Source organism: Streptosporangium roseum DSM 43021, assembly GCF_000024865.1.
Lineage (GTDB): Bacteria > Actinomycetota > Actinomycetes > Streptosporangiales > Streptosporangiaceae > Streptosporangium > Streptosporangium roseum.
This window is the reverse complement of sequence record NC_013595.1, coordinates 4,266,021-4,284,170: the sequence shown is the minus strand read 5'-3', so window position 1 is coordinate 4,284,170 and position 18,150 is coordinate 4,266,021. Positions and strand designations below refer to the sequence as shown.

At 72.7% G+C, this 18,150-nt stretch carries 18 protein-coding genes and 1 riboswitch; of the genes, 11 read left to right on the top strand and 7 right to left on the bottom strand.

Annotated features, from left to right (window positions below):
• The first annotated feature begins 65 nt into the window (after window positions 1-65).
• Window positions 66-164: riboswitch (TPP riboswitch) on the top strand.
• Window positions 152-838, top strand: coding sequence for a TenA family protein (locus SROS_RS18670; RefSeq protein WP_012890506.1), 687 nt, complete (start codon window positions 152-154; stop codon window positions 836-838). Its footprint overlaps the riboswitch before it by 13 nt.
• 203 nt (window positions 839-1,041) lie before the next feature.
• On the opposite strand, the gene SROS_RS18665 is transcribed toward SROS_RS18670, so the two are convergent.
• Window positions 1,042-2,025, bottom strand: a complete 984-nt coding sequence (locus SROS_RS18665; protein ID WP_218919872.1) for a LacI family DNA-binding transcriptional regulator — start codon at window positions 2,023-2,025, stop codon at window positions 1,042-1,044.
• A 257-nt stretch (window positions 2,026-2,282) separates the two neighbouring features.
• Between SROS_RS18665 and SROS_RS18660 the strand changes: the two genes are divergently transcribed.
• The 4 genes from SROS_RS18660 to SROS_RS18645 are packed head-to-tail and all read left to right on the top strand — an operon-like array spanning window position 2,283 to window position 7,283.
• Window positions 2,283-3,572: an ABC transporter substrate-binding protein gene (locus SROS_RS18660; protein ID WP_012890504.1), complete on the top strand. Its 1,290-nt coding sequence runs from the start codon at window positions 2,283-2,285 to the stop codon at window positions 3,570-3,572.
• A complete protein-coding gene (locus tag SROS_RS18655; RefSeq protein WP_012890503.1) occupies window positions 3,569-4,501 on the top strand; it encodes a carbohydrate ABC transporter permease in 933 nt (310 codons plus the stop codon). Before SROS_RS18660 ends, SROS_RS18655 begins: the two co-directional genes overlap by 4 nt.
• A 51-nt stretch (window positions 4,502-4,552) precedes the next feature.
• A complete protein-coding gene (locus tag SROS_RS18650; RefSeq protein ID WP_012890502.1) occupies window positions 4,553-5,326 on the top strand; it encodes a carbohydrate ABC transporter permease in 774 nt (257 codons plus the stop codon).
• The gene (locus tag SROS_RS18645) at window positions 5,319-7,283 is read left to right on the top strand and encodes a glycoside hydrolase family 127 protein (RefSeq protein ID WP_012890501.1); all 1,965 of its coding nucleotides are present in this window, start codon (window positions 5,319-5,321) and stop codon (window positions 7,281-7,283) included. Before SROS_RS18650 ends, SROS_RS18645 begins: the two co-directional genes overlap by 8 nt.
• Before the next feature lie 190 nt (window positions 7,284-7,473).
• Here SROS_RS18645 and SROS_RS52180 read toward each other — a convergent pair whose 3' ends face one another.
• Together SROS_RS52180 and SROS_RS18635 are read right to left on the bottom strand one after the other, a co-directional pair.
• Window positions 7,474-7,677, bottom strand: a complete 204-nt coding sequence (locus tag SROS_RS52180) for a hypothetical protein (RefSeq protein WP_012890500.1) — start codon at window positions 7,675-7,677, stop codon at window positions 7,474-7,476.
• A complete protein-coding gene (locus tag SROS_RS18635) occupies window positions 7,674-8,192 on the bottom strand; it encodes a carboxymuconolactone decarboxylase family protein (protein WP_012890499.1) in 519 nt (172 codons plus the stop codon). The genes SROS_RS52180 and SROS_RS18635 overlap by 4 nt, the downstream gene beginning before the upstream one ends.
• 89 nt (window positions 8,193-8,281) lie before the next feature.
• Between SROS_RS18635 and SROS_RS18630 the strand changes: the two genes are divergently transcribed.
• From SROS_RS18630 to SROS_RS18610, 5 genes are all read left to right on the top strand, one after another.
• Window positions 8,282-8,821, top strand: coding sequence for a TetR/AcrR family transcriptional regulator (locus SROS_RS18630; protein ID WP_012890498.1), 540 nt, complete (start codon window positions 8,282-8,284; stop codon window positions 8,819-8,821).
• A 78-nt stretch (window positions 8,822-8,899) separates the two neighbouring features.
• Window positions 8,900-9,427, top strand: a complete 528-nt coding sequence (locus SROS_RS46045; protein WP_012890497.1) for a shikimate kinase — start codon at window positions 8,900-8,902, stop codon at window positions 9,425-9,427.
• Between the two features lie 223 nt (window positions 9,428-9,650).
• Window positions 9,651-10,412, top strand: coding sequence for a carotenoid biosynthesis protein (locus SROS_RS18620; protein WP_043656040.1), 762 nt, complete (start codon window positions 9,651-9,653; stop codon window positions 10,410-10,412).
• Window positions 10,400-11,830, top strand: coding sequence for a phytoene desaturase family protein (locus SROS_RS18615; protein WP_043656037.1), 1,431 nt, complete (start codon window positions 10,400-10,402; stop codon window positions 11,828-11,830). Before SROS_RS18620 ends, SROS_RS18615 begins: the two co-directional genes overlap by 13 nt.
• Window positions 11,827-13,068 (top strand): glycosyltransferase family 2 protein, encoded by a 1,242-nt coding sequence (locus SROS_RS18610; protein ID WP_012890494.1) that lies wholly within the window; start codon window positions 11,827-11,829, stop codon window positions 13,066-13,068. Before SROS_RS18615 ends, SROS_RS18610 begins: the two co-directional genes overlap by 4 nt.
• Here SROS_RS18610 and SROS_RS18605 read toward each other — a convergent pair.
• Window positions 12,992-13,615: a glycerol-3-phosphate acyltransferase gene (locus SROS_RS18605; RefSeq protein ID WP_012890493.1), complete on the bottom strand. Its 624-nt coding sequence runs from the start codon at window positions 13,613-13,615 to the stop codon at window positions 12,992-12,994. The two genes, SROS_RS18610 and SROS_RS18605, sit on opposite strands and share 77 nt — an antisense overlap.
• A 40-nt stretch (window positions 13,616-13,655) precedes the next feature.
• Here SROS_RS18605 and SROS_RS18600 point away from each other — a divergent pair, with 40 nt between their 5' ends.
• Complete coding sequence (locus tag SROS_RS18600; protein ID WP_043656030.1) at window positions 13,656-14,318, top strand: hypothetical protein; 663 nt, start codon at window positions 13,656-13,658, stop codon at window positions 14,316-14,318.
• Window positions 14,319-14,439: 121 nt separating this feature from the next.
• Here the strand turns inward: SROS_RS18600 and plsX are convergent, their stop codons facing one another.
• The 3 genes from plsX to SROS_RS18585 are packed head-to-tail and all read right to left on the bottom strand — an operon-like array spanning window position 14,440 to window position 17,866.
• Window positions 14,440-15,411 carry a phosphate acyltransferase PlsX gene (gene plsX / locus SROS_RS18595; protein ID WP_012890491.1) on the bottom strand — a complete coding sequence of 324 codons (972 nt, stop codon included), beginning with the start codon at window positions 15,409-15,411 and terminating at the stop codon, window positions 14,440-14,442.
• 44 nt (window positions 15,412-15,455) lie between these two features.
• Window positions 15,456-16,355: a phytoene/squalene synthase family protein gene (locus tag SROS_RS18590; protein ID WP_012890490.1), complete on the bottom strand. Its 900-nt coding sequence runs from the start codon at window positions 16,353-16,355 to the stop codon at window positions 15,456-15,458.
• Complete coding sequence (locus SROS_RS18585; protein ID WP_245564669.1) at window positions 16,352-17,866, bottom strand: phytoene desaturase family protein; 1,515 nt, start codon at window positions 17,864-17,866, stop codon at window positions 16,352-16,354. Before SROS_RS18585 ends, SROS_RS18590 begins: the two co-directional genes overlap by 4 nt.
• Window positions 17,867-18,150: the final 284 nt, after the last annotated feature.

The following is an 18,150-nucleotide window of genomic DNA, read 5'->3' as shown; positions in this document are numbered from 1 at the left end:
CTCCTCGCGCGGCGTCAGCGGGCGACGGCGGCGCTCCCCGCGGCGGGCAAACGAGCTGTTACCCTACTCGCGACGCGGGGTGCCCCGGCAGGTCCGGAGCTGAGAACACACCCGTCGAACCTGATCTAGTTCGAACTAGCGAAGGGACGTCATGTTCTGCGACGACGTCTGGGCACGCTCCGCCGCACTGCTGCGAGCCATCCACGAGCACCCCTTCAACGCCGCACTCGGCGAGGGCACCCTCGACCGCCGGCGGTTCGCCTTCTACATCGTGCAGGACGCCAGATATCTCGAGGCGTTCTCCAAGGCGCTCGCCACCGCCTCGGTGCGGGCCGCCGACCCCGAGGAGGCCGCGTTCTGGTCGAGCAGCGCGCACGCCGCGCTGGCCGCCGAGCGGACCCTGCACGAGGGCTACATCGAGGAGTACGGCCTGAGCGCCACCGACCTCTCGGGCATCCGCACCTCGCCCACCTGTCTCGGCTACTCCTCCTTCCTGCAGGCCGTCGCGCTGGCCGCGCCGTACTCGGTGCTCGTCGCCGCCGTCCTGCCATGTTTCTGGGTCTACCAGGACGTGGGGGCGGCGCTTGTGAAGCAGGTCGGCGACGTCGCCGGCCATCCCTACCGCGCGTGGATCTCCACCTACGCCGATCCGGATTTCGCCAAGTCGGTCGAGCGGGCCAAGGAGATCGCCGACCGGCTGGCGGCCGGGGCGGACGGCGAGACCCGCGCGGCCATGACCGAGGCGTTCGTCCAGGCCACGGAGTACGAGTGGATGTTCTGGGACAGCGCCTGGCGGCGGGAGACCTGGCCCACGGAACAGTGGCGGCCCGGCAGCTGAGGTCCGCCGTCCCGTCTGCGATCCCCTCCTCCGGCCGCTGGGCCGAACACCCCTCGCCCACCGGAGGAGGCCACGGACCACGCGGCAGGCCCGGCTGCCGCCGACCGACCAGGAGTTCCCGACGGAGACGACGATGAGCAGACGCGGCCGGCGCTGAGCGCGCATCCGTTGCAACGGGTCGGCGGCGCGGTCCCCCCTCCGGGTCAGGAGGGTCCCCGGGGCGCGGTGGAGTCGCGGATGACGAGCCGGCAGGGCATGCGGTGGACGCCCGGGGTGGCACGGCCGTCGATGGCGGCGAACAGGTGCTGGGCGGCGGTGCGGCCGAGCGTCTCCAGGTTCATGTCGACCGTGGTCAGCGCGGGCCGGGTCTCGGTGGAGAACACCTCCCAGTTGTCGTAGCCCACGACCGCGATGTCGTCGGGGATGCGGCGGCCCCGCTCCCTGGTGGCCTCGACGAACCCCGCCGCGATCTGGTCGCTGCCGCAGAAGACGGCGTCCACCTCCGGCTCGGCCATCAGCAGCATCTCCGCAGCGTGCCGGCCCCAGCGCTGCGACCACGCACCGGAGAGCGTCTCGCCGACCTGGGCGACGCCGGCCTCCTCCAGCGCCCTCCGCAGGCCCTCGGTCCTGTCCCTCGCGGCCTTGTAGTCCATCGGTCCCGTGACGTGCGCGATCCTGCGCCGCCCCGCGGTCAGCAGGTGCCGTACGGCGAGGACCGCGCCGCCCACGTCGTCGGGGACGAACGAGACGTCGTCCGGGTTGTCGGACTCCCCGTAGGCGTAGACCACCGGGATGGGCAGGTCGCGGCTGATGGACGAGCGCGTGTTCGTGCTCTCGCCGACCACTATGAGGCCGTCCACGCGCCGGGAGAGCAGCGTGCGGATGTAGTGCTGCTCGCGGATGGCGTCACCACGGGCGTCGCACAGCAGCAGCGCCATCTCCCCCGCCCCGAACGCGTCCTCCGCGCCGAGCAGCACCGGGATCCCGAACCTGCCGACGCTGTCGCTGGTGAGCAGCCCGACGGTCCGGGTCTGCCCGGACAGCAGCCCTCTGGCCAGGGCGTTGGGCTGGAAGGCGAGCTCCTCCGCGGCCTCCAGCACCCGCTGCCGGGTCTCCGCCCGCACCTGGTCCCGGCCGTTCAGCGCCTTGGACGCGGTGGCGATCGACACCCCTGCCAGGGATGCCACGTCGCTTATGGTCACCGCACGTGATCGCCTACCGACCATCTCGCGAAATCCTTTTCTCTCATCCCGCTCCGGGCATCCGTGACAGCCGCGAGCCATTGCGAACAGACTTTAACGAGGGCTTCTCCGATGGGCAAGCCGCCCTCCGGCAGGCCGGCGCCGACGGACCCATTGACACTCTCCGAACGTTTCTTTTATGTTTCCGAAAACCTTTTAGTTCTGTTTCGTGCGTCTCGGGGGGATGCCGTGAGGAGAGGGCCATGAATCCACGTTCACCCCGAGGCCGGAAGGCCGGGATCGCCCTGCTGGGCCTGTTGACCGCCGCGTCGGCGGCCGCCTGCGGCGCAGGCGGCTCGGGCGCCACGGAGGCCGCGAAGTCCACCGGAGGCCTCACGATCACCATGTGGACGCGTGCCGCGACCCAGGCGCAGAGCGAGCGGCTGGTCAAGGCCTACAACAGCAGCCACAAGAACCAGGTGAAGCTGACCGTCATCCCGACGGACAACTACCAGCCGCGCATCGCGGCGGCCGCGGGCGCCAAGCAGCTGCCGGACATCTTCGCCGCCGATGTGATCTTCGTGCCCAACTACACCTCGCAGGGCCTGTTCCTGGACATCACCGACCGGATCGGCGCCCTGCCGTACAAGGACAGCCTCGCGCCCTCGCACATCAAGCTGGGCACGCTGGACGGCCGGTCCTACACGCTCCCGCACACCATCGACCTGTCGGTCTGGTTCTGGAATAAGGACCTGTACGAGAAGGCCGGGCTGGACCCGGAGAAGGGCCCCGGGACGCTCAAGGAGTTCGCCGAGCAGGCCGAAACGGTCGACGAGAAGCTCGGCAAGGACGGCAAGGTGCACGGCACGTTCTTCGGCGGCAACTGCGGCGGCTGCTACGTGTTCACCTTCTGGCCCTCGGTCTGGGCCGCGAACGGGCAGGTCATGAACCCCGAGGGCACGGCCTCGCTCAACGACCGGGCCCCGATGACCGAGGTGTTCGCGATCTACCGCGACCTGTACGCCAAGGGCGTCACCGGCCCCACCGCCAAGGAGGAGCAGGGCCCGACCTGGACCGGTTTCTTCCCCAAGGGCGAGATCGGCGTCATGCCGATGCCCTCGACCACGCTCGGCTCGATGCCCGAGGACATGAAGATCGGTGTCGCGCCGATCGCCGGGCCCGACGGCGGCGAGTCGACGTTCGTGGGCGGCGACTCGGTCGGCATCTCCTCCACCACCGAGAACGCCGACGCGGCCTGGGAGTTCCTGTCCTGGACGGTCTCCGACGAGGCGCAGGTCGAGGTCATGGCCAAGAACAAGGACGTGCCCGCCCGCACCGACCTGTCCGGCAACAAGTACTCCGCCGAGGACCCGCGCGTGGTGATGATCAACTCGCTGGTGGCCAAGGGGCAGACGCCGTACGCGCTGCGGTTCGGGCAGACCTTCAACGACCCGCAGGGGCCGTGGCTGCGCCTGGCCCGCGAGGCGGTGTTCGGCGACGCGGGCAAGGTCGCAGGGCTCAACGCCGACATCACCAAGTCGCTGCAGCAATGACGGTGACCCTGACACGACGCGGCGGGCGGGCGGCGCGCGGGGCCGCCCCGGCTCCACCCCCCTGGTGGCGGAGCCGGGGGGCCCAGGGCTGGCTCTACGCCGCGCCCACCGCGCTGATCGTGGGCGTGCTGTTCGTGGTGCCGCTGGCGCTGGTCGTCTGGATGTCGCTGAACCGCTGGCCGCTGCTCGGCCAGGCGGCGCTCAACGCCCCGGACAACTACACCAAGATCGCCGACAACCCGCTCTTCCTCGACGCGGTGGGCTTCACGCTGAAGTACACCGTCATCACGACGGTGCTGCTGGCCGGGGCGGCCCTCGGCCTGGCCCTGCTGGTGCAGGAGCGCAGGCCGGGCGTCGGCTTCTTCCGCACGGCGTTCTTCCTGCCCGGCGCGGTCGGCTTCGCCTCCGCGGCGCTGCTCTTCTACGCCATGCTGAACAGCGACTTCGGGCCGATCGACCCGATCCTGCAGGCCCTGGGGATCACCGACGAGCCGGTGAAATGGACGGGCACCCCGAACATGGCGCTGTTCTCCACGATCGCGCTGGTGCTGTGGCGGTTCGCCGGGTTCAACATGCTCATCCTGCTCACCGGCCTGCAGTCGATCCCGGTCGAGGTCTACGAGGCGGCCAGGAGCGACGGCGCCGGCCGCCGGCAGATCTTCACCAAAATCACGCTGCCGCTGCTCCGGCCGACGCTCGCGCTGATGCTCATCCTCAGCGTCACCGGCTCGCTGCTCGCCTTCGACCAGTTCTTCGTCTTCACCAACGGCGGCCCGGACAACAGCACCGTCTCCATGGTCATGGTCGTCTACCGCGACGCGTTCTTCCGCTTCGACCTCGGCGGCGCCGCGGCGCTGTCGGTCGTGCTGCTGGTCGCCCTGGTCGCGCTCAACGCCCTGCAGATGCGGGTGCTCAGGAGGTCGGAGTGAACAGGGAACCCGGCGCGGCCGGCGGAGCGGGCGAGGAGCGGTGAACGACCGATGAGAACGCGGTACTACAGCACGATGTCGGCCCTGGCGGTGCTCTTCCTGTTCCCGCTGCTGTGGAGCGGCTGGTCCTCCTTCGACGGAGGGGTGGGGAACTACACCGAGATGGCCCGGTTCGGCGAGGGCGTCGGCACCTACCTGACCAACAGCGCGCTGGTGTCGGCGATGACCGTCGCCGGCACGCTGGTGATCTCCGCCCTCGGCGGCTACGCCTTCGCCCGCTTCGACTTCCCCGGCAAGAACCTGCTCTTCCTCACCACGCTGGCGATCCTGATGGTGCCGTACGCGACCATCCTGATCCCGCTCTACGTCCTGCTCGGCTACATCGGCCTGCAGAACTCCCTGGTCGGTCTCTCGCTCGTCTTCGTGATGTTCCAGCTGCCGTTCGCGCTGTTCATGATGCGCAACGCCTTCGAGGCCATCCCCCGCGAGCTGGAGGAGGCCGCCCTCATCGACGGCTGCGGCACCTTCCGGGCCTTCTCCCGCATCCTGCTGCGCGCGGTGCGGCCCGCTCTGATCACCGTCGGCCTGTTCGCCTTCCTCGCCTCCTGGAACGACTTCTTCGCGCCGCTCATCCTGCTCAACGACGGCGCGAGCTTCACCCTCCCGGTGGCCGTGGTCAGCATGACCCAGCGCACGTTCGGCGCCGTCGACTACGGCATGTTGCAGGCGGGGGTCATGGTCATGGCCGTGCCCTGCCTGATCCTCTTCATCGTTCTGCAGCGCCACTACGTGCGCGGATTCATGTCAGGAGCGTTGCGTGGCTAGTCCTGTCCTGCCCTCCTCGGGCGCGCTGTCCCCTCTGGGGCTCGATTCGGTACGGCTGACGCCGGGTTTCTGGGGCGACCGCGTCGCGCTCAACCGCGAGGTCATCATCGCCCACTGCCAGGAGTGGATGGAGCGGGCCGGCTGGATCGGCAACTTCCGCAGGCTCGGCGGGGACCCGGCCCGCCGCGACCCGGTCCTCCGGCAGGGCCGGGAGTTCAGCGACTCGGAGATCTACAAGCTGCTGGAGGGGATGGCCTGGGCCGGCCACCCCGCCCTGCCGGAGCTGGCCGCGACCGTGGCACGGGCGCAGGAGGAGGACGGCTACCTCAACACCCGCTGGTACGGCGACCGCTACACCGACTTCGAGTGGGGCCACGAGCTCTACTGCTACGGCCACCTGATCCAAGCCGGCGTCGCACGGCTCCGCACGCACGGCGAGGACGAGCTGACCGGCGTCGTCCGGCGGGCGGCCGACCACATCTGCCGGCGCTTCATGGACACCTCCGAGACGTGCGGCCATCCCGTGGTGGAGATGGCCCTGGTCGAGCTGTACCGGGCGACCGGCGCCGAGCGCTACCTGGAGATGGCCCGCCGGTTCGTCGAGCGTCGCGGGCTGCCCGCGCTGGACGACATCGAGTTCGGCCGCGCCTACTTCCAGGACGACCTCCCGGTACGGCGGGCACGGGTGTTCCGCGGCCACGCCGTACGGGCCGTCTACCTCGCCTCGGGAGCGGTCGACGTCGCCGTGGAGACCGGTGACGCCGAGCTGCTGTCGGCGATCGAGGCGCAGTGGGAGCGCACCGTCGCCCGGCGCGTCCACCTGACCGGCGGCATGGGCTCGCGCCACTCCGACGAGGCCTTCGGCGACGACTTCGAGCTGCCGCCCGACCGGGCCTACTCCGAGACCTGCGCCGGGATCGGCTCGATCATGCTCGCCCACCGGCTGCTGCTGGCCACCGGCGACGTGCGCTACGCCGACCTGGCCGAGCGGACCATGTTCAACGTGCTGGCCACCTCACCCGCGCTGGAGGGCCGCTCGTTCTTCTACGCCAACCCGCTGCACGTCCGCGTGCCCGCCGCGCCGCCGGAGGGGATGAACCCGGCCGCCGAGGGCGGCCTGCGCTCGCCGTGGTTCACCGTGTCGTGCTGCCCCAACAACATCGCCCGCACCTACGCCTCCCTGGCCGCCTACGTCGCGACCTCCGACGCCTCCGGCGTGCAGATCCACCACCACACCCCCGCCGAGATCCACCACGAAGGCCTCGTCCTGCGCGTCGAGACCGGCTACCCGTGGTCGGGCGAGGTGACCGTCCGGGTGGTCAGGGGCGGATCGGGGCGGATCTCCCTGCGGGTCCCGCCGTGGGCCTCCGGTGCGCGGATCTCCCACGGCGGGACCACCCGCCCGGTGCCCGCGGGCTACGCGGTCGCCGAAGGGCGCTGGCGGCCGGGCGACGAGATCCGCCTCCACCTGCCGATGACGCCCCGCTGGACCTACCCGGACCGCCGGGTGGACGCCGTACGCGGCTGCGCGGCGGTCGAGCGCGGCCCGCTCGTCTACTGCGCCGAGTCGGTGAAGGACGAGCCCCCGCTCGCCCTCGTCGAGGCGCGGGTCTCGCCCCCGGTCGAGCACCTCGTCGACGGCGTCGTCGAGCTCGACGTCGAGGCCGTGCTCGTCTCCCCCGGGGCGGACGCCTGGCCGTACGCCTCCTCGCCGCGGACGGGCGGCCCGGCGCGGGCGGAGGACGCGGCGACGCCGCCGGCGCCGCCGGCGCCGGGAAACGCGGACACGCCCGGACCGGCGGGGAAAGCGGACACGCCCGAGCCGGCGGGGAAAGCGGGAACCCCGGAGGAGCCTGTCCCGGTCCCCTCGGGAGAGCCCCTCAGGCTCGTGCCCTACCACCGCTGGGGCAACCAGGGCCCCGCCACCATGCGCGTCTGGCTGCCCACCGCCGGCTGACCCGGACCGCCCGGCCGGACCGTGGCTGACGAGCCGCAGCCGGGCGCTGTTCATGAAGGAGCGCGACCCGGCGGTCATCGGGTCCGGCGGCCGCGTCGTTCAGCGAGGCCGGGACCTACCGGGTGCCGCTGACCGCCTCCGACGGAGTGGCCGGCGCCGACGGGCGGCGTGCGGTTGGGGACCGGGCGGTTCAGCCGGTCCGATAGGTGATCAATCGGATCGCCGGGGCGGAGACCACGTCGATCAGGCCGGTGCCCGGTACCTCGATGTGGGTGAAGCCGCCCTCGAACGCGACCCGGGCCTCTTCGACACGGCCGGTGGGGCTGCCGTCGGGGCCGGTCATCCAGTAGCCGTCGACGAGTTCGACGGAGGCGGTGCGCCAGGTGAGGTTCACACGGTCACCTCGGGGAAGTCGAGGTCGGGCTGGGCCAGGTGGTTGAAGGAGTTCGACAGGGTGTTGAGGGCGACGTGGGCGACGATCTCGGCGAGTTCGGCGTCGGTCACACCGGCCTGCCGGGCACGGGCCAGGCTCTCGTCGCTCACCCTGCCGCCCGCGCGTACGACCTCCTGGGTGATCTGCAGCACCGCGTCGGCATGCAGGTCGGCGTCATGGCCGTCACGGGTCAGCTTCAGCTCCTCCTCGCTCATGCCCATGCGGGTCCCGCGCATCGTGTGCGCGCTGACGCAGTAGGTGCAGTGGTTCTCCTGCGCGACCAGCAGGGCGATCTTCTCCCGCAGCCTGGCGGGTAGCACGCCGCCGGTGAGCGCGTCGCGCATCGCCAGGTAACCGCGTAGCGCGGCGGGGCCGTTCGCCAGCGCGGCGTACAGGTTGGGCACCCGGCCGAGCTGGCGTCGTGTCTCCTCCAGCAGGCCATCGGGGTCTTCGGTCAACTGCGGCAGCCGGGGCATGGGTTCTCCTCAAATGGTACCGATCGGTTCCGTTTGAGAAAACGGTACCGATCAGTACCATTTCCGTCAACAGCGGCTAGAATTCTCCTGTGCCGACCCGAGCCCGAGAACGCCTGCTGGACACCGCCGAGGAGCTCTTCTACGCCGAGGGCATCCGAGTCGTCGGCGTAGAGCAGATACTGGCCGTCTCCAAAGTCGGCCGCGCCTCCTTCTACCGGCACTTCCCGAGCAAGGACGACCTGGTCGTGGCCATGCTCGAACGTCGTGACCTGCGGTGGCGCGAATGGCTGGCCGAGCGGGTCGCCGCCCACGGCGGCGGGCCGCTGGCGGTCTTCGACGCGCTCGCGGAACGGTTCGCCCGCGCCGATTTCCGGGGGTGCGCGTTCATCAACACGATGATCGAGAGCGCCGACCCCGGCAGCCCGGCACACCGCGTCGCGACCGACCACAAGAGCCGGGTGACCGACTATGTAGAGTCCCTGCTGGTCACGGCCGGCCACCGCGACTCGGCCACGCTCGCCCGGCAGCTCGTCATGCTCATGGACGGTGCGATCGTCACCGCGCTACGCGAGCGTTCGGTCGTCCCCGCCGAGCAGGCCCGTGCCATCGCCGCCACCCTGCTGGCCTGAACGGGCCGGACGGCTAGAGCCGGTCCTGCTGGGCAGGAAATGGGCACTTCGTTCCATGAACAGCAGGAGGTGGCGTGCATGACGGCCGACGTCCCGATCGTCGTGATCGGATTGATGGGCGCGGGGAAGACCAGCGTGTCACGGCTGCTCAGCAAAGCCCTCGGCAGGCCCATGCGCGACAGCGACGAGTATCTGGAAGAACGCTACGGCGCCACGGCCGCCGAGATCGCCGCCGGTGAGGGGGCCGAGGTGCTCCATGCCAGGGAGGCCGCCCACCTGCTGGACTCCCTCGCCGAACGGCCCGCTCCGGTCATCGCCGCCGCGGCCAGCGTGCTCGACGACCCGCGGTGCCGGACCGAGCTGAAACCGGCCCTGGTCGTGTGGCTGGACGCCACGCCGGAGTTCCTCGCCGAGAAGATCATGGCCAGGTCCCACCGGCCGCGGTTCGGCAAGGAGCCGCTGGAGCTGGCGTCCGAACTGCACGAGCGCAGGGCGGCCTCCTTCACCGAGGTGGCCGACCTGCGCTTCCAGAGACCCGAGATGTCCAAACACGAGGTGGCGCGGGCCGTACTCGACCACCTGGAGGCCACAGGGGCGGGGGGCTGATCTTCCGCGCCGATACGCGCCTTCCCGCACCGAACCCGCCCGGCCCCCACCTGGACCCGCCCGGACCCGCCACGGGACCGGCAGCGGCGGAAACAGCGGCGGTGGCGGGGGATCAAAAGATCAAAGTGAATCTGACCGGCGCCCACCGCTCCGATGACCATCCGCAGGGCACAGCCATGAGGTGAACAGCGGACGCCCGGCTCCCGGCCCGGTGAGGGACGCCGTGAGGCAGAGGTCGTCCGCGGGCGGCCGGGGAGCCCTCGGCGTGCTGGGCGTGGTGCTGCTCCTCGGCGTGATCGCCGCGCAGGTCGCCTCGGGGCTGCAGCCCCGGCCGATCCCTCTCACCAGCGTGGTCGTTCTGCTCCTGGTGGCGAGCGCCCTGGCCTTCGCCGCCGCGGTCCACACCTTTCCCGGAGCCGTCACGGCTCTCACCGCCTCGGTGGTGGCCGGGTACGCCGCGGAGTGGGTCGGCACCAGGACGGGGCTGCCCTTCGGGGACTACGGCTACACCGGGCTGCTCCGGCCGCAGCTCGGCGGGGTGCCGGTGATCGTGGCACTGGCGTGGGGCGGCATGGGACTGGCGGCCCACGCGACGGCCGCGGCCGCGGTCCCCGGGAGCCGCGCGGCGCGGATCGTCCTGGGAGCCCTGGCGCTGACCGCGTGGGACCTGTTCCTCGATCCGCAGATGATCCGGCTGGGCTTGTGGACCTGGCATGACCCCGGCCTTTACCGGGGGGTGCCGATCAGCAACTTCGCCGGCTGGCTGGCGGTATCCCTGCTGGTCATGGTCTTGATCGAGGTCATCTTGACCGACCCGGGCGCCAGGAGCCCCGGGCTGGTCGCGATCTACACGGTGATGGCGTTCATGGAGACCCTGGGTTTCGCGGTGGTCTTCGATCCGCCGGATCCGATGGTCGCCGCGATGGGGGGAGTCTGCATGGGCCTGTTCGCCGTGCTCGCGTGGAGGCGCACGTGGCGGAGGTGATCGTGATCGGCGGCGGCGTGGGCGGCATGGTCTCCGCCCTGCTGCTGGCCGGGCAGGGGCATCGGGTGCGGCTGTACGAGCAGCGGTCCCGGCTGGGGGGCAAGCTCGCCGAGCACGCGCGCGACGGCTTCACCTTCTCCGTCGGGCCGTCGCTGCTGACCCTGCCCGGCGTCTTCGCCGACCTCGGCCTGGAGCTCGACCTCGTCGAGCCGCGGGAGCTGTGCCGCTACCGCTTCGCCGACGGCTCGGCGCTGACGGCGTACCGCGACCCGGCGAGGACGGCCGCCGAGGTGGACCGGCTCTCGCCGGGAGAGGGCCGCAACTGGCTGGCCTTTCACGAGTGGGCGCGGACCTGCTTCGAGGCGTCGCGTCACACGTTCTTCGCCGGGCCGCTCACCCGGCCGCCGGCGCGGGCACGCCTGTCCGACCTGATGGCGGTCGCGCCCGGCCGGACCCTCGACGGCCTGGCCCGCCGCTTCTTCACCGATCCGCGCCTGCTCCAGTACGCCGGCCGTTACGCGACCTACGCGGGCTCCAGCCCCTACCGGGCCCCGGCGGCTCTGGCCTGCATCCCCGCGATCGAGCACGGGCAGGGCGGCTGGTACGTGCCCGGCGGGCTGCCCCGCGTCGCCGACGCCCTGGCCCTGCTGCTGGACAAGACGGGGGTGGAGGTCGCCCTCGGCGCCGAGGTGACGGACGTGCTCGCCGACGGCCGCCGGGTCCGGGGCGTACGGCTGGCCTCCGGGCAGCGCGAACGCGCCGACGTCGTGATCGCCAACACCGACGCGGCGGCGCTGTACGGGCGGCTGCTGCCGGATCGGCGGCGGCTGCGGCGCATCGCCGCGCTCGGCACCTCCTCCTCGGCGTTCCTGCTGCTGGCCGGGGTGGAGGGGCGGACCGAGGGACTGGCGCACCACTCCGTCGTCTTCTCCGCCGACTACGGACGGGAGTTCGCCGACATCTTCGACCGCCGCCGGCCGCCGGAGGATCCGACCGTCTACATCGGCTGCTCGGCGGTGGACGACCCGTCACAGGCTCCGGAGGGCGCCGAGAACTGGGTCATGCTGGTCAACGTCCCGGCCCGCGACCCGGGTCGGTGGCCGATGTCCCCCGAGGCCTACCGGGACCTGGTGCTGGACCGCCTGGCCGCGCGGGGTCACGACCTGTCGGGGCGGCTCCGCTTCGTCGATCTGCTGACCCCCGCCGACCTGCGCGAGCGGTACGGCGCGTGGGGCGGGGCGATCTACGGTGGCGCCTACGCCGGCCCGCTCGCCCCCTTCCGGCGCCCCGGAAACAGGGGTCCCCGGCGCGGCCTGTACCTGGTGGGAGGCTCGGTCCACCCCGGCGGCGGGCTGCCGCTGGTCGCGATGGGCGGCCGCATCGTCGCCTCGCTCGTCCAGGAGGACCTGCGGCGATGAGACCGCTCACCACGCTCCGCACCACCGCTCACCGCCCGGGACTCCTGGCCGCCCTCCACCGTGTAAGAGAGATCGCCCCGATGAGCCCGCTCACCGTGTTCCAGGCCGCCGCCGCCCTCGCCGTCGGGGTACGGCTGGCCCGCGGACGCGACCGGCTGCCACCGCTGGCCCCCACCGGGGCGACGGCCGGGCGGATCTCGGTGGTGATCCCGGCCCGCGACGAGGAGGGCCGTATCGGCCCCTGCCTGTCGGCGGTGCTCACCGATCCGGCCGTCGCGGAGGTCCTCGTCGTCGACGACGAGTCGAGCGACGGCACGGCGCGGCTGGCCGCCGATCTCGGCGCGAAGGTCGTCGTGGGCGCGCCTCTTCCGGAGGGCTGGGTGGGCAAGCAGTGGGCGCTGCTGCAGGGGGTCGAGGCGGCCGGCGGCGACATCGTGGTGACCCTCGACGCGGACACCCGGCCCGCGCCGGGCCTGTTCGGCGCGCTGGCCGCGGCCCTGGACGGCTACGACCTGGTCAGCGCCGGCCCCCGGTTCGTCTGCGACGGGATCGCCGAGCAGGCGCTGCACGCCTCGTTCCTGGCGACGCTGGTCTACCGGTCCGGCCCGATCGGGCCGTCCTCCGTCCCCGCTCCGCACCGTGTCGTGGCCAACGGCCAGTGCATGGCCTTCCGCCGTACGGCGATGCTGGCCGCCGGCGGGTTCGCGCGGGTCCGCGGGCACATGACCGACGACGTGGCGCTGGCCCGGACCCTGGCCGCCGACGGCTGGGCGGTGGGCTTCCTGGACGCGGGCGGCCTGCTGGAGGTCGACATGCACGAGTCGGTGGCCGAGGTGTGGCGGGAGTGGGGGAGGTCGCTGCCGCTGCGCGACGTCACCGGACCCGGCCGGCAGGCCGCCGACCTGGCCGCGATCTGGCTCACCGCCGCCCTGCCCGTGCTGCGGCTGGCGGCGGGGCGGCCCACCCGGCTCGACCTGGGGCTGCTGGCCGTACGCCTGCTGCTGACCGGCGCGCTGCGCGGCAGCTACGCCCGGCCCGGCCCCGGCGTGCTGCTGTCGCCCCTGCTGGATCCGCTGACCGCGGTACGGCTGACGCAGGCGACGCTGTGCCCGGTGCGCAGCTGGCGGGGCCGTACCTATTCCGGGATCACGGCTCCGGGGGTCACGCCCGGCGCCCGGCCCGATCGGCCGGGCCGGGCCGGGCGGCCCGCGCCGCCTGCCCGAAGCGCAGCCCGATGAGGCACATCAGCGCCCCCGTCCCGGCCACGTGCTCGACCGGCGCGAAGAGGAGCTGGAACAGCGGGAGGCCGAAGACGCCCGCCCGCGCGCCGATGGCGAAGGAGCGCGTCACCAGGCCGCCCACGATCAGGGCGGCGACGCCGAGCAGGAACCCGGGCGGGCAGATGACGGCGGAGCCGCCCACGAAGGCGAGGATCGACCGGCCGCCCCGGAAGCCGGCGAACACCGGCCAGGCGTGCCCGATCATCGCGGCGGCCACCGCCAGGTACACCGGCACGGCGCCGGCGCCGGTGACCCCCGCGAGCCCCATGGTGTGCGGGCCGGTGAACGCGAGGGCGAGCAGCGCGGCGAGCGTGCCCTTGAGGGTGTCGCCCGCGAAGACGGGCAGGGCGGCCCGCCGGCCGAGCCGCTCCTTGACGTTCCAGAAGCCGGGATTGCGGTCGCCGACCTCGCGGGGGTCGAAGCCGTACGCCCGGGAGAGCGCCACCGCGACCGGCACGGACCCGAGAAGGTAGCCGCCGATGACCGCGCCGAGCAGGAGAATCATCGCTTCGTTCCACCTCACGAGGTATGTGGATCTGGGATCCATGCGATACATGGCGTTCGACCGGCCGGTGCTGGCGGCCACCCCGGGACTGCGGTTCTGGCGGCTGCTGGGTTCCGGCCGCGGAACCTCGATGAGCCTGGGCGCGGACCTGCGCCGCTGGGCGCTGCTGGCGGTCTGGAGCGAGGAGCGGGCGCTGGAGGACTTCCTGGAGACCTCGCCCGTGGCGGCGCGCTGGCGGGATCAGGCCCGGGAGTCCTGGCAGGTACGGCTGGCGCCGCTGGCCTCGCGCGGCCGGTGGGGCGGGGTGGAGCCGTTCGGGCCGATCGAGGAGGTCCCCCGGCGGAACACGGGCGGGCCGGTCGCCGTGCTGACCCGGGCCTCGATCCGGCCCTCCCGGCTGGTGCCGTTCTACCGGTCGGTCCCGCAGGTGGAGCGTCTCCTGGGCGAGCAGGCCGGCTGCCTGGCCTCGGTCGGTGTGGGGGAATGGCCGTTGGCCCGGCAGGCCACGTTCTCCCTGTGGCGCGACTCCCACGCGGTGCGGGACTTCGCCTACCGGGGGCAGGCGCACCGGGAGGCGATCGGGCAGACCCGGGCGGAGGGCTGGTACTCCGAGGAGTTGTTCGCCCGGTTCGTCCCGTACGGCAGCGAGGGGACCTGGAACGGGACCGACCCCCTCGCCCGGTACGGCGGACGAGGAGGGTGACCGGTTCCCGGAGGCGGTCCCTGCCTGGTCCGCCTCCCCACCCGCGAGCCACCGCCCCGGAGCCCGGCCTCTGCCTCGGGCCCGGTCTCGGGAAAGGTGGACGGTCACCGTGCCGGCCCGTTCAGGTGACCGGCTCGGCGGCGAGACGGTCCGGGACGCCGGGGACGATCCCGCCGCCGGCGAGGTCGTGCGCGACCACGCAGGCCCGGGTGATCGTCGCCGCCCGGGAGGAGCCGTGCGCGACGACGACGGTGCCGCTCAGGCCGAGCAGCGCCGCCCCGCCGTGGGTCTCGGGGTCGTAGCGGCGGGCCACCCCTCGCAGCGCCTCGGGCCCGGCGGCCCCCGAGCGGGCCACCAGGGTCAGCACCGCCCGGACGGATCCCTCGACGTTCTTCAGCACGATGTTGCCGGTGAACCCGTCGGTGACGATCACATCGACGGTGCCGGCCAGCACGTCGTGGCCCTCCACGTTGCCGTGGAAGCGCAGCGGCAGTCCCGGCAGCAGCTCCTCGACCCTGCGGGTCAGCCGGTTGCCCTTGCCCGGTTCCGAGCCGATCGACAGCAGGCCGACCGACGGGTCGGCCACGCCGAGCACGAGCCGGGCGTAGGACACGCCGAGCAGCGCGAACTGGGCGATCATCTCGGGCGTGGGGTCGGAGGTCGCCCCGGCGTCGATCAGCACGGTGGCGCCGCCGGTGACCGAGGGCAGGGCGATGGCCAGCGCCGGCCGGAGCACGGCCGGCGCGCGGCCGATGCCGCGGATGGCGCACGAGACGACCGCGCCGGTGGAGCCGGCCGACACGAACGCCGAGCCCGCGCCCTGCCGCAGGAGCTCGCAGCCCACCCTCAGGCTGGAGGCTCCGGAGGCGACGGCTCCCGCGCCCCTCTCCCCCATCGGGACGACCTCCTCGGCGTGCACCACGTCGACCTCGCCCACCGCGCCGTGGCGGGCCAGCTCCGCGCGGATCTCCCCGGCCCTGCCGACGAGCACGACGGGGACCCCGTGCTCCCGCCGGGCCATGACGGCCCCGCCGACCGTCTCGGCCGGCCCGTGGTCTCCGCCCATCGCGTCGACGACCACCGGCTCCGACATCGCATCCTCCTGGCGACAGTGACAGACGACTCCGCTGGCGCGGTTCAGGGCACCTGGACGACGGCCCTGCGTTCGGCACGGTCGGCCACGGACGCCGCGAGCAGGTGCCGCGCGAAGACGGTCAGCCGGCGGCGCCGGGGCACGGTGGCACGGGTCCCCAGGACGTCGTGGCGGGCGGCCTCGATCTGGTCGAGGATGCCGCCGTACAGCTCGTAGGCCGCGAGGACGCACGGGCGCGAGGAGGGGGTCAGCAGCTCGACGCCCTCCAGCGCCAGCCGGTAGTGGCCGCGTGCCCGCTCGATCTCGAAGGCCAGCAGCCTGCGCAGGGCGGGAGTGGGGTGGGGGTCTCCCAGGTCGGCCACGCTCACCTCGAACCTGTCCAGGTCGGCGAGCGGCAGGTACACCCGGCCGCGTGCCAGGTCCTCGGCCACGTCACGCAGGAAGTTGGTGAGCTGGAAGGCCAGCCCGAGCTCGCGGGCGGGTCCGCGGGCCCGGTCCGCCATGCCCGGCAGCGGTTCGAGGATGGGCAGCATCATCGTGCCGATGGCCGCCGCCGAACCCTCCATGTAGCGGAGCAGGTCGTCGTAGGTGGTGTAGCGGCTGACGGTCAGGTCGGTCCGCATCGACCGGAGGAAGTGCTCGATGTCGGCCCGGTCGATGCCGAACGAGCGCACGGTGTGCGCGAACGCGGGAAGCACCGGGTCGTCGACGGAGCCGCCCGCCAGCGCCTCCGCCAGCCGGCCGGCCAGCCCGTCGAGCGCCTCCGCGCGATCGTCCGTCATCGTGAAGGAGTCGACGAGCTCGTCGGCGTAACGGGCGAAGCCGTACAGGGCGTGCACGTGCGGGCGCTTCCACGCCGGCAGCAGCAGGGTCGCCAGGTAGTAGGAACGGCCATGACGGGCGTTGAGCCTGCGACAGAGTTCGTAACTGCTGGTCAGGGTCATCGAGATGTCTCCAGGATGCGTTCGGCCGCGAGCTTGCCCGAGATCAGCACCGGCGGCACTCCCACTCCCGGCGCGGTGTACATGCCCGCGAAGTGGAGTCCGGGGACGCGCCGGGCCGTGCCCGCCGGTCTGAACCAGGCGGTCTGGGTGAAGCGGTGGTCCATGGCGAAGGGGGTGCCCGCGGAGTGACCGAGCCGCGCCCAGGCGGGCGGGTCGACGGTGAGGCGGAGGGCGGTCGTCAGGTCGCCGTAGCCGAGGTCGGCCAGCCTGCCCAGCAGGCGGTCCTCCAGCCGTGAGGTGAGCCCGTCCCAGCCGTTCACGCCGTTCGCGCCGTCCAGGTTGGCGGTCGGCTCCAGCACGGTGAGCGTGGCGTGGCCGGTGGGCGCGGCGCCGGTGTCGGACTCGGGGTAGGTGACCAGCAGGCTCGGGTCGGGCTGCGGCCTGCCGGCGTTCAGGGCGGAGAAGGTGGAGCTCCACTCGCGGCCGAAGTGCAGGGTGTGGTGTGCCTGGCCGGCGAGCCGCCGGTCCAGGCCGAAGTGGAGGACCAGGCAGGAGGGCGAGTAGCGGGGGCGGCGCAGCCGCCAGTCGCGCGCGGCGCCGGGCAGCAGCCCGGTGTGGGCGTGGGGCAGGTCGCAGGCGACCACGGCGTGGGCGGCGGCGAGACGCTCTCCGGTGTCGAGCCGGACCGCGGAGACCCCGGAGGGTCCGGTCTCGATCCCGACGGCCCGCACGCCGTACCTGATCTGCGCCCCCGCCTTCTCCGCCACGGCGGCCATGGCCCGCGGGATGGCGTGCATGCCGCCGTGGCGGGGGAAGAAGACCCCGCCGACCGTGTCCATGTGGGCGATCACCGCGTAGATGCCGAGCGCCCGCTGGGGGGAGAGGCCCACGTACAGGGACTGGAAGGTGTGCGCCTTGATGAGCCTCGCGTCGGTGAGGTGCCCTTTCACGAGGCGGTCGAGCCGCCGGAAACCTCCCAGGGCGGCCAGCCTGGCCAGGACGCCCGGCTGGGCCAGGCTCCGCAGCCGTGTCATGTCGCGGTCGACGAAGGAGGGCCATTCGCAGGCGAACAGCTCGCCGAGCCTGGCCCGGAACCGCCGGTACCTGTCCGCCTCCGCGGCGCCGCACAGCTGGCGCACCTGCTCGGTCATGGCCTCCTCACCGGGCACGATGTCCAGGTGGGAACCGTCGTGATAGCGCAGCCGGTAGTACGGGTCCAGGCGCCGCAGCGGAAGCAGGCTCTCCATGTCCTCCCCGGCGGCGGCGAAGACGTCGGCCAGCACGTCCGGCATCGTCAGTACCGACGGCCCGGTGTCGAAGCGGTAGTCCCCCACGCTCGCCGTCCCGCAGCAGCCGCCCGGCGTCTCGCGGGCCTCCACGAGCGTGACGTCCCGCCCGGCGGCGGCGAGCCGGACCGCCGAGGACAGTCCGCCGAGCCCGGCCCCGATCACCACGATCGGGCTCATGAGCCCCTCCTCGCCGCCAGAACCGCGCATGTCGATGATCGACATCTTCCGCGCGGTCCATCCCCGGCCCTGTCTGCCGGTAAATCAACTCATCGAGCAAGAAGACGTAAAGGCAGGGAAGGACAGGGCTCACCGGCGTTCCCACCGCGAGCGGGCCGGCTCGCAATCCCACGGAGCCGGTGCACGGACGCATGGAACCGGCGCACGGACCGCATGAAGCCGGCTCGCAATCCCACGGAGCCGGCCCGCGGCCCCAGGGGCCGATGCACGGACGCATGGAAACGGCTCACGGCCGCACGGAGCCGGTTCACGGGCGGGCCGGCCCGCGC

Bases quoted from the DNA above. Each gene is read 5' to 3' on its own strand.
- SROS_RS18670 (WP_012890506.1), top strand. From the start codon at position 152: ATGTTCTGCGACGACGTCTGGGCACGCTCCGCCGCACTGCTGCGAGCC.
- SROS_RS18660 (WP_012890504.1), top strand. From the start codon at position 2,283: ATGAATCCACGTTCACCCCGAGGCCGGAAGGCCGGGATCGCCCTGCTG.
- SROS_RS18655 (WP_012890503.1), top strand. From the start codon at position 3,569: ATGACGGTGACCCTGACACGACGCGGCGGGCGGGCGGCGCGCGGGGCC.
- SROS_RS18650 (WP_012890502.1), top strand. From the start codon at position 4,553: ATGAGAACGCGGTACTACAGCACGATGTCGGCCCTGGCGGTGCTCTTC.
- SROS_RS18635 (WP_012890499.1), bottom strand. From the start codon at position 8,192: ATGCCCCGGCTGCCGCAGTTGACCGAAGACCCCGATGGCCTGCTGGAG.
- SROS_RS46045 (WP_012890497.1), top strand. From the start codon at position 8,900: ATGACGGCCGACGTCCCGATCGTCGTGATCGGATTGATGGGCGCGGGG.
- SROS_RS18610 (WP_012890494.1), top strand. From the start codon at position 11,827: ATGAGACCGCTCACCACGCTCCGCACCACCGCTCACCGCCCGGGACTC.
- SROS_RS18605 (WP_012890493.1), bottom strand. From the start codon at position 13,615: ATGATTCTCCTGCTCGGCGCGGTCATCGGCGGCTACCTTCTCGGGTCC.
- SROS_RS18600 (WP_043656030.1), top strand. From the start codon at position 13,656: ATGCGATACATGGCGTTCGACCGGCCGGTGCTGGCGGCCACCCCGGGA.
- plsX (WP_012890491.1), bottom strand. From the start codon at position 15,411: ATGTCGGAGCCGGTGGTCGTCGACGCGATGGGCGGAGACCACGGGCCG.
- SROS_RS18590 (WP_012890490.1), bottom strand. From the start codon at position 16,355: ATGACCCTGACCAGCAGTTACGAACTCTGTCGCAGGCTCAACGCCCGT.
- SROS_RS18585 (WP_245564669.1), bottom strand. From the start codon at position 17,866: ATGTCGATCATCGACATGCGCGGTTCTGGCGGCGAGGAGGGGCTCATG.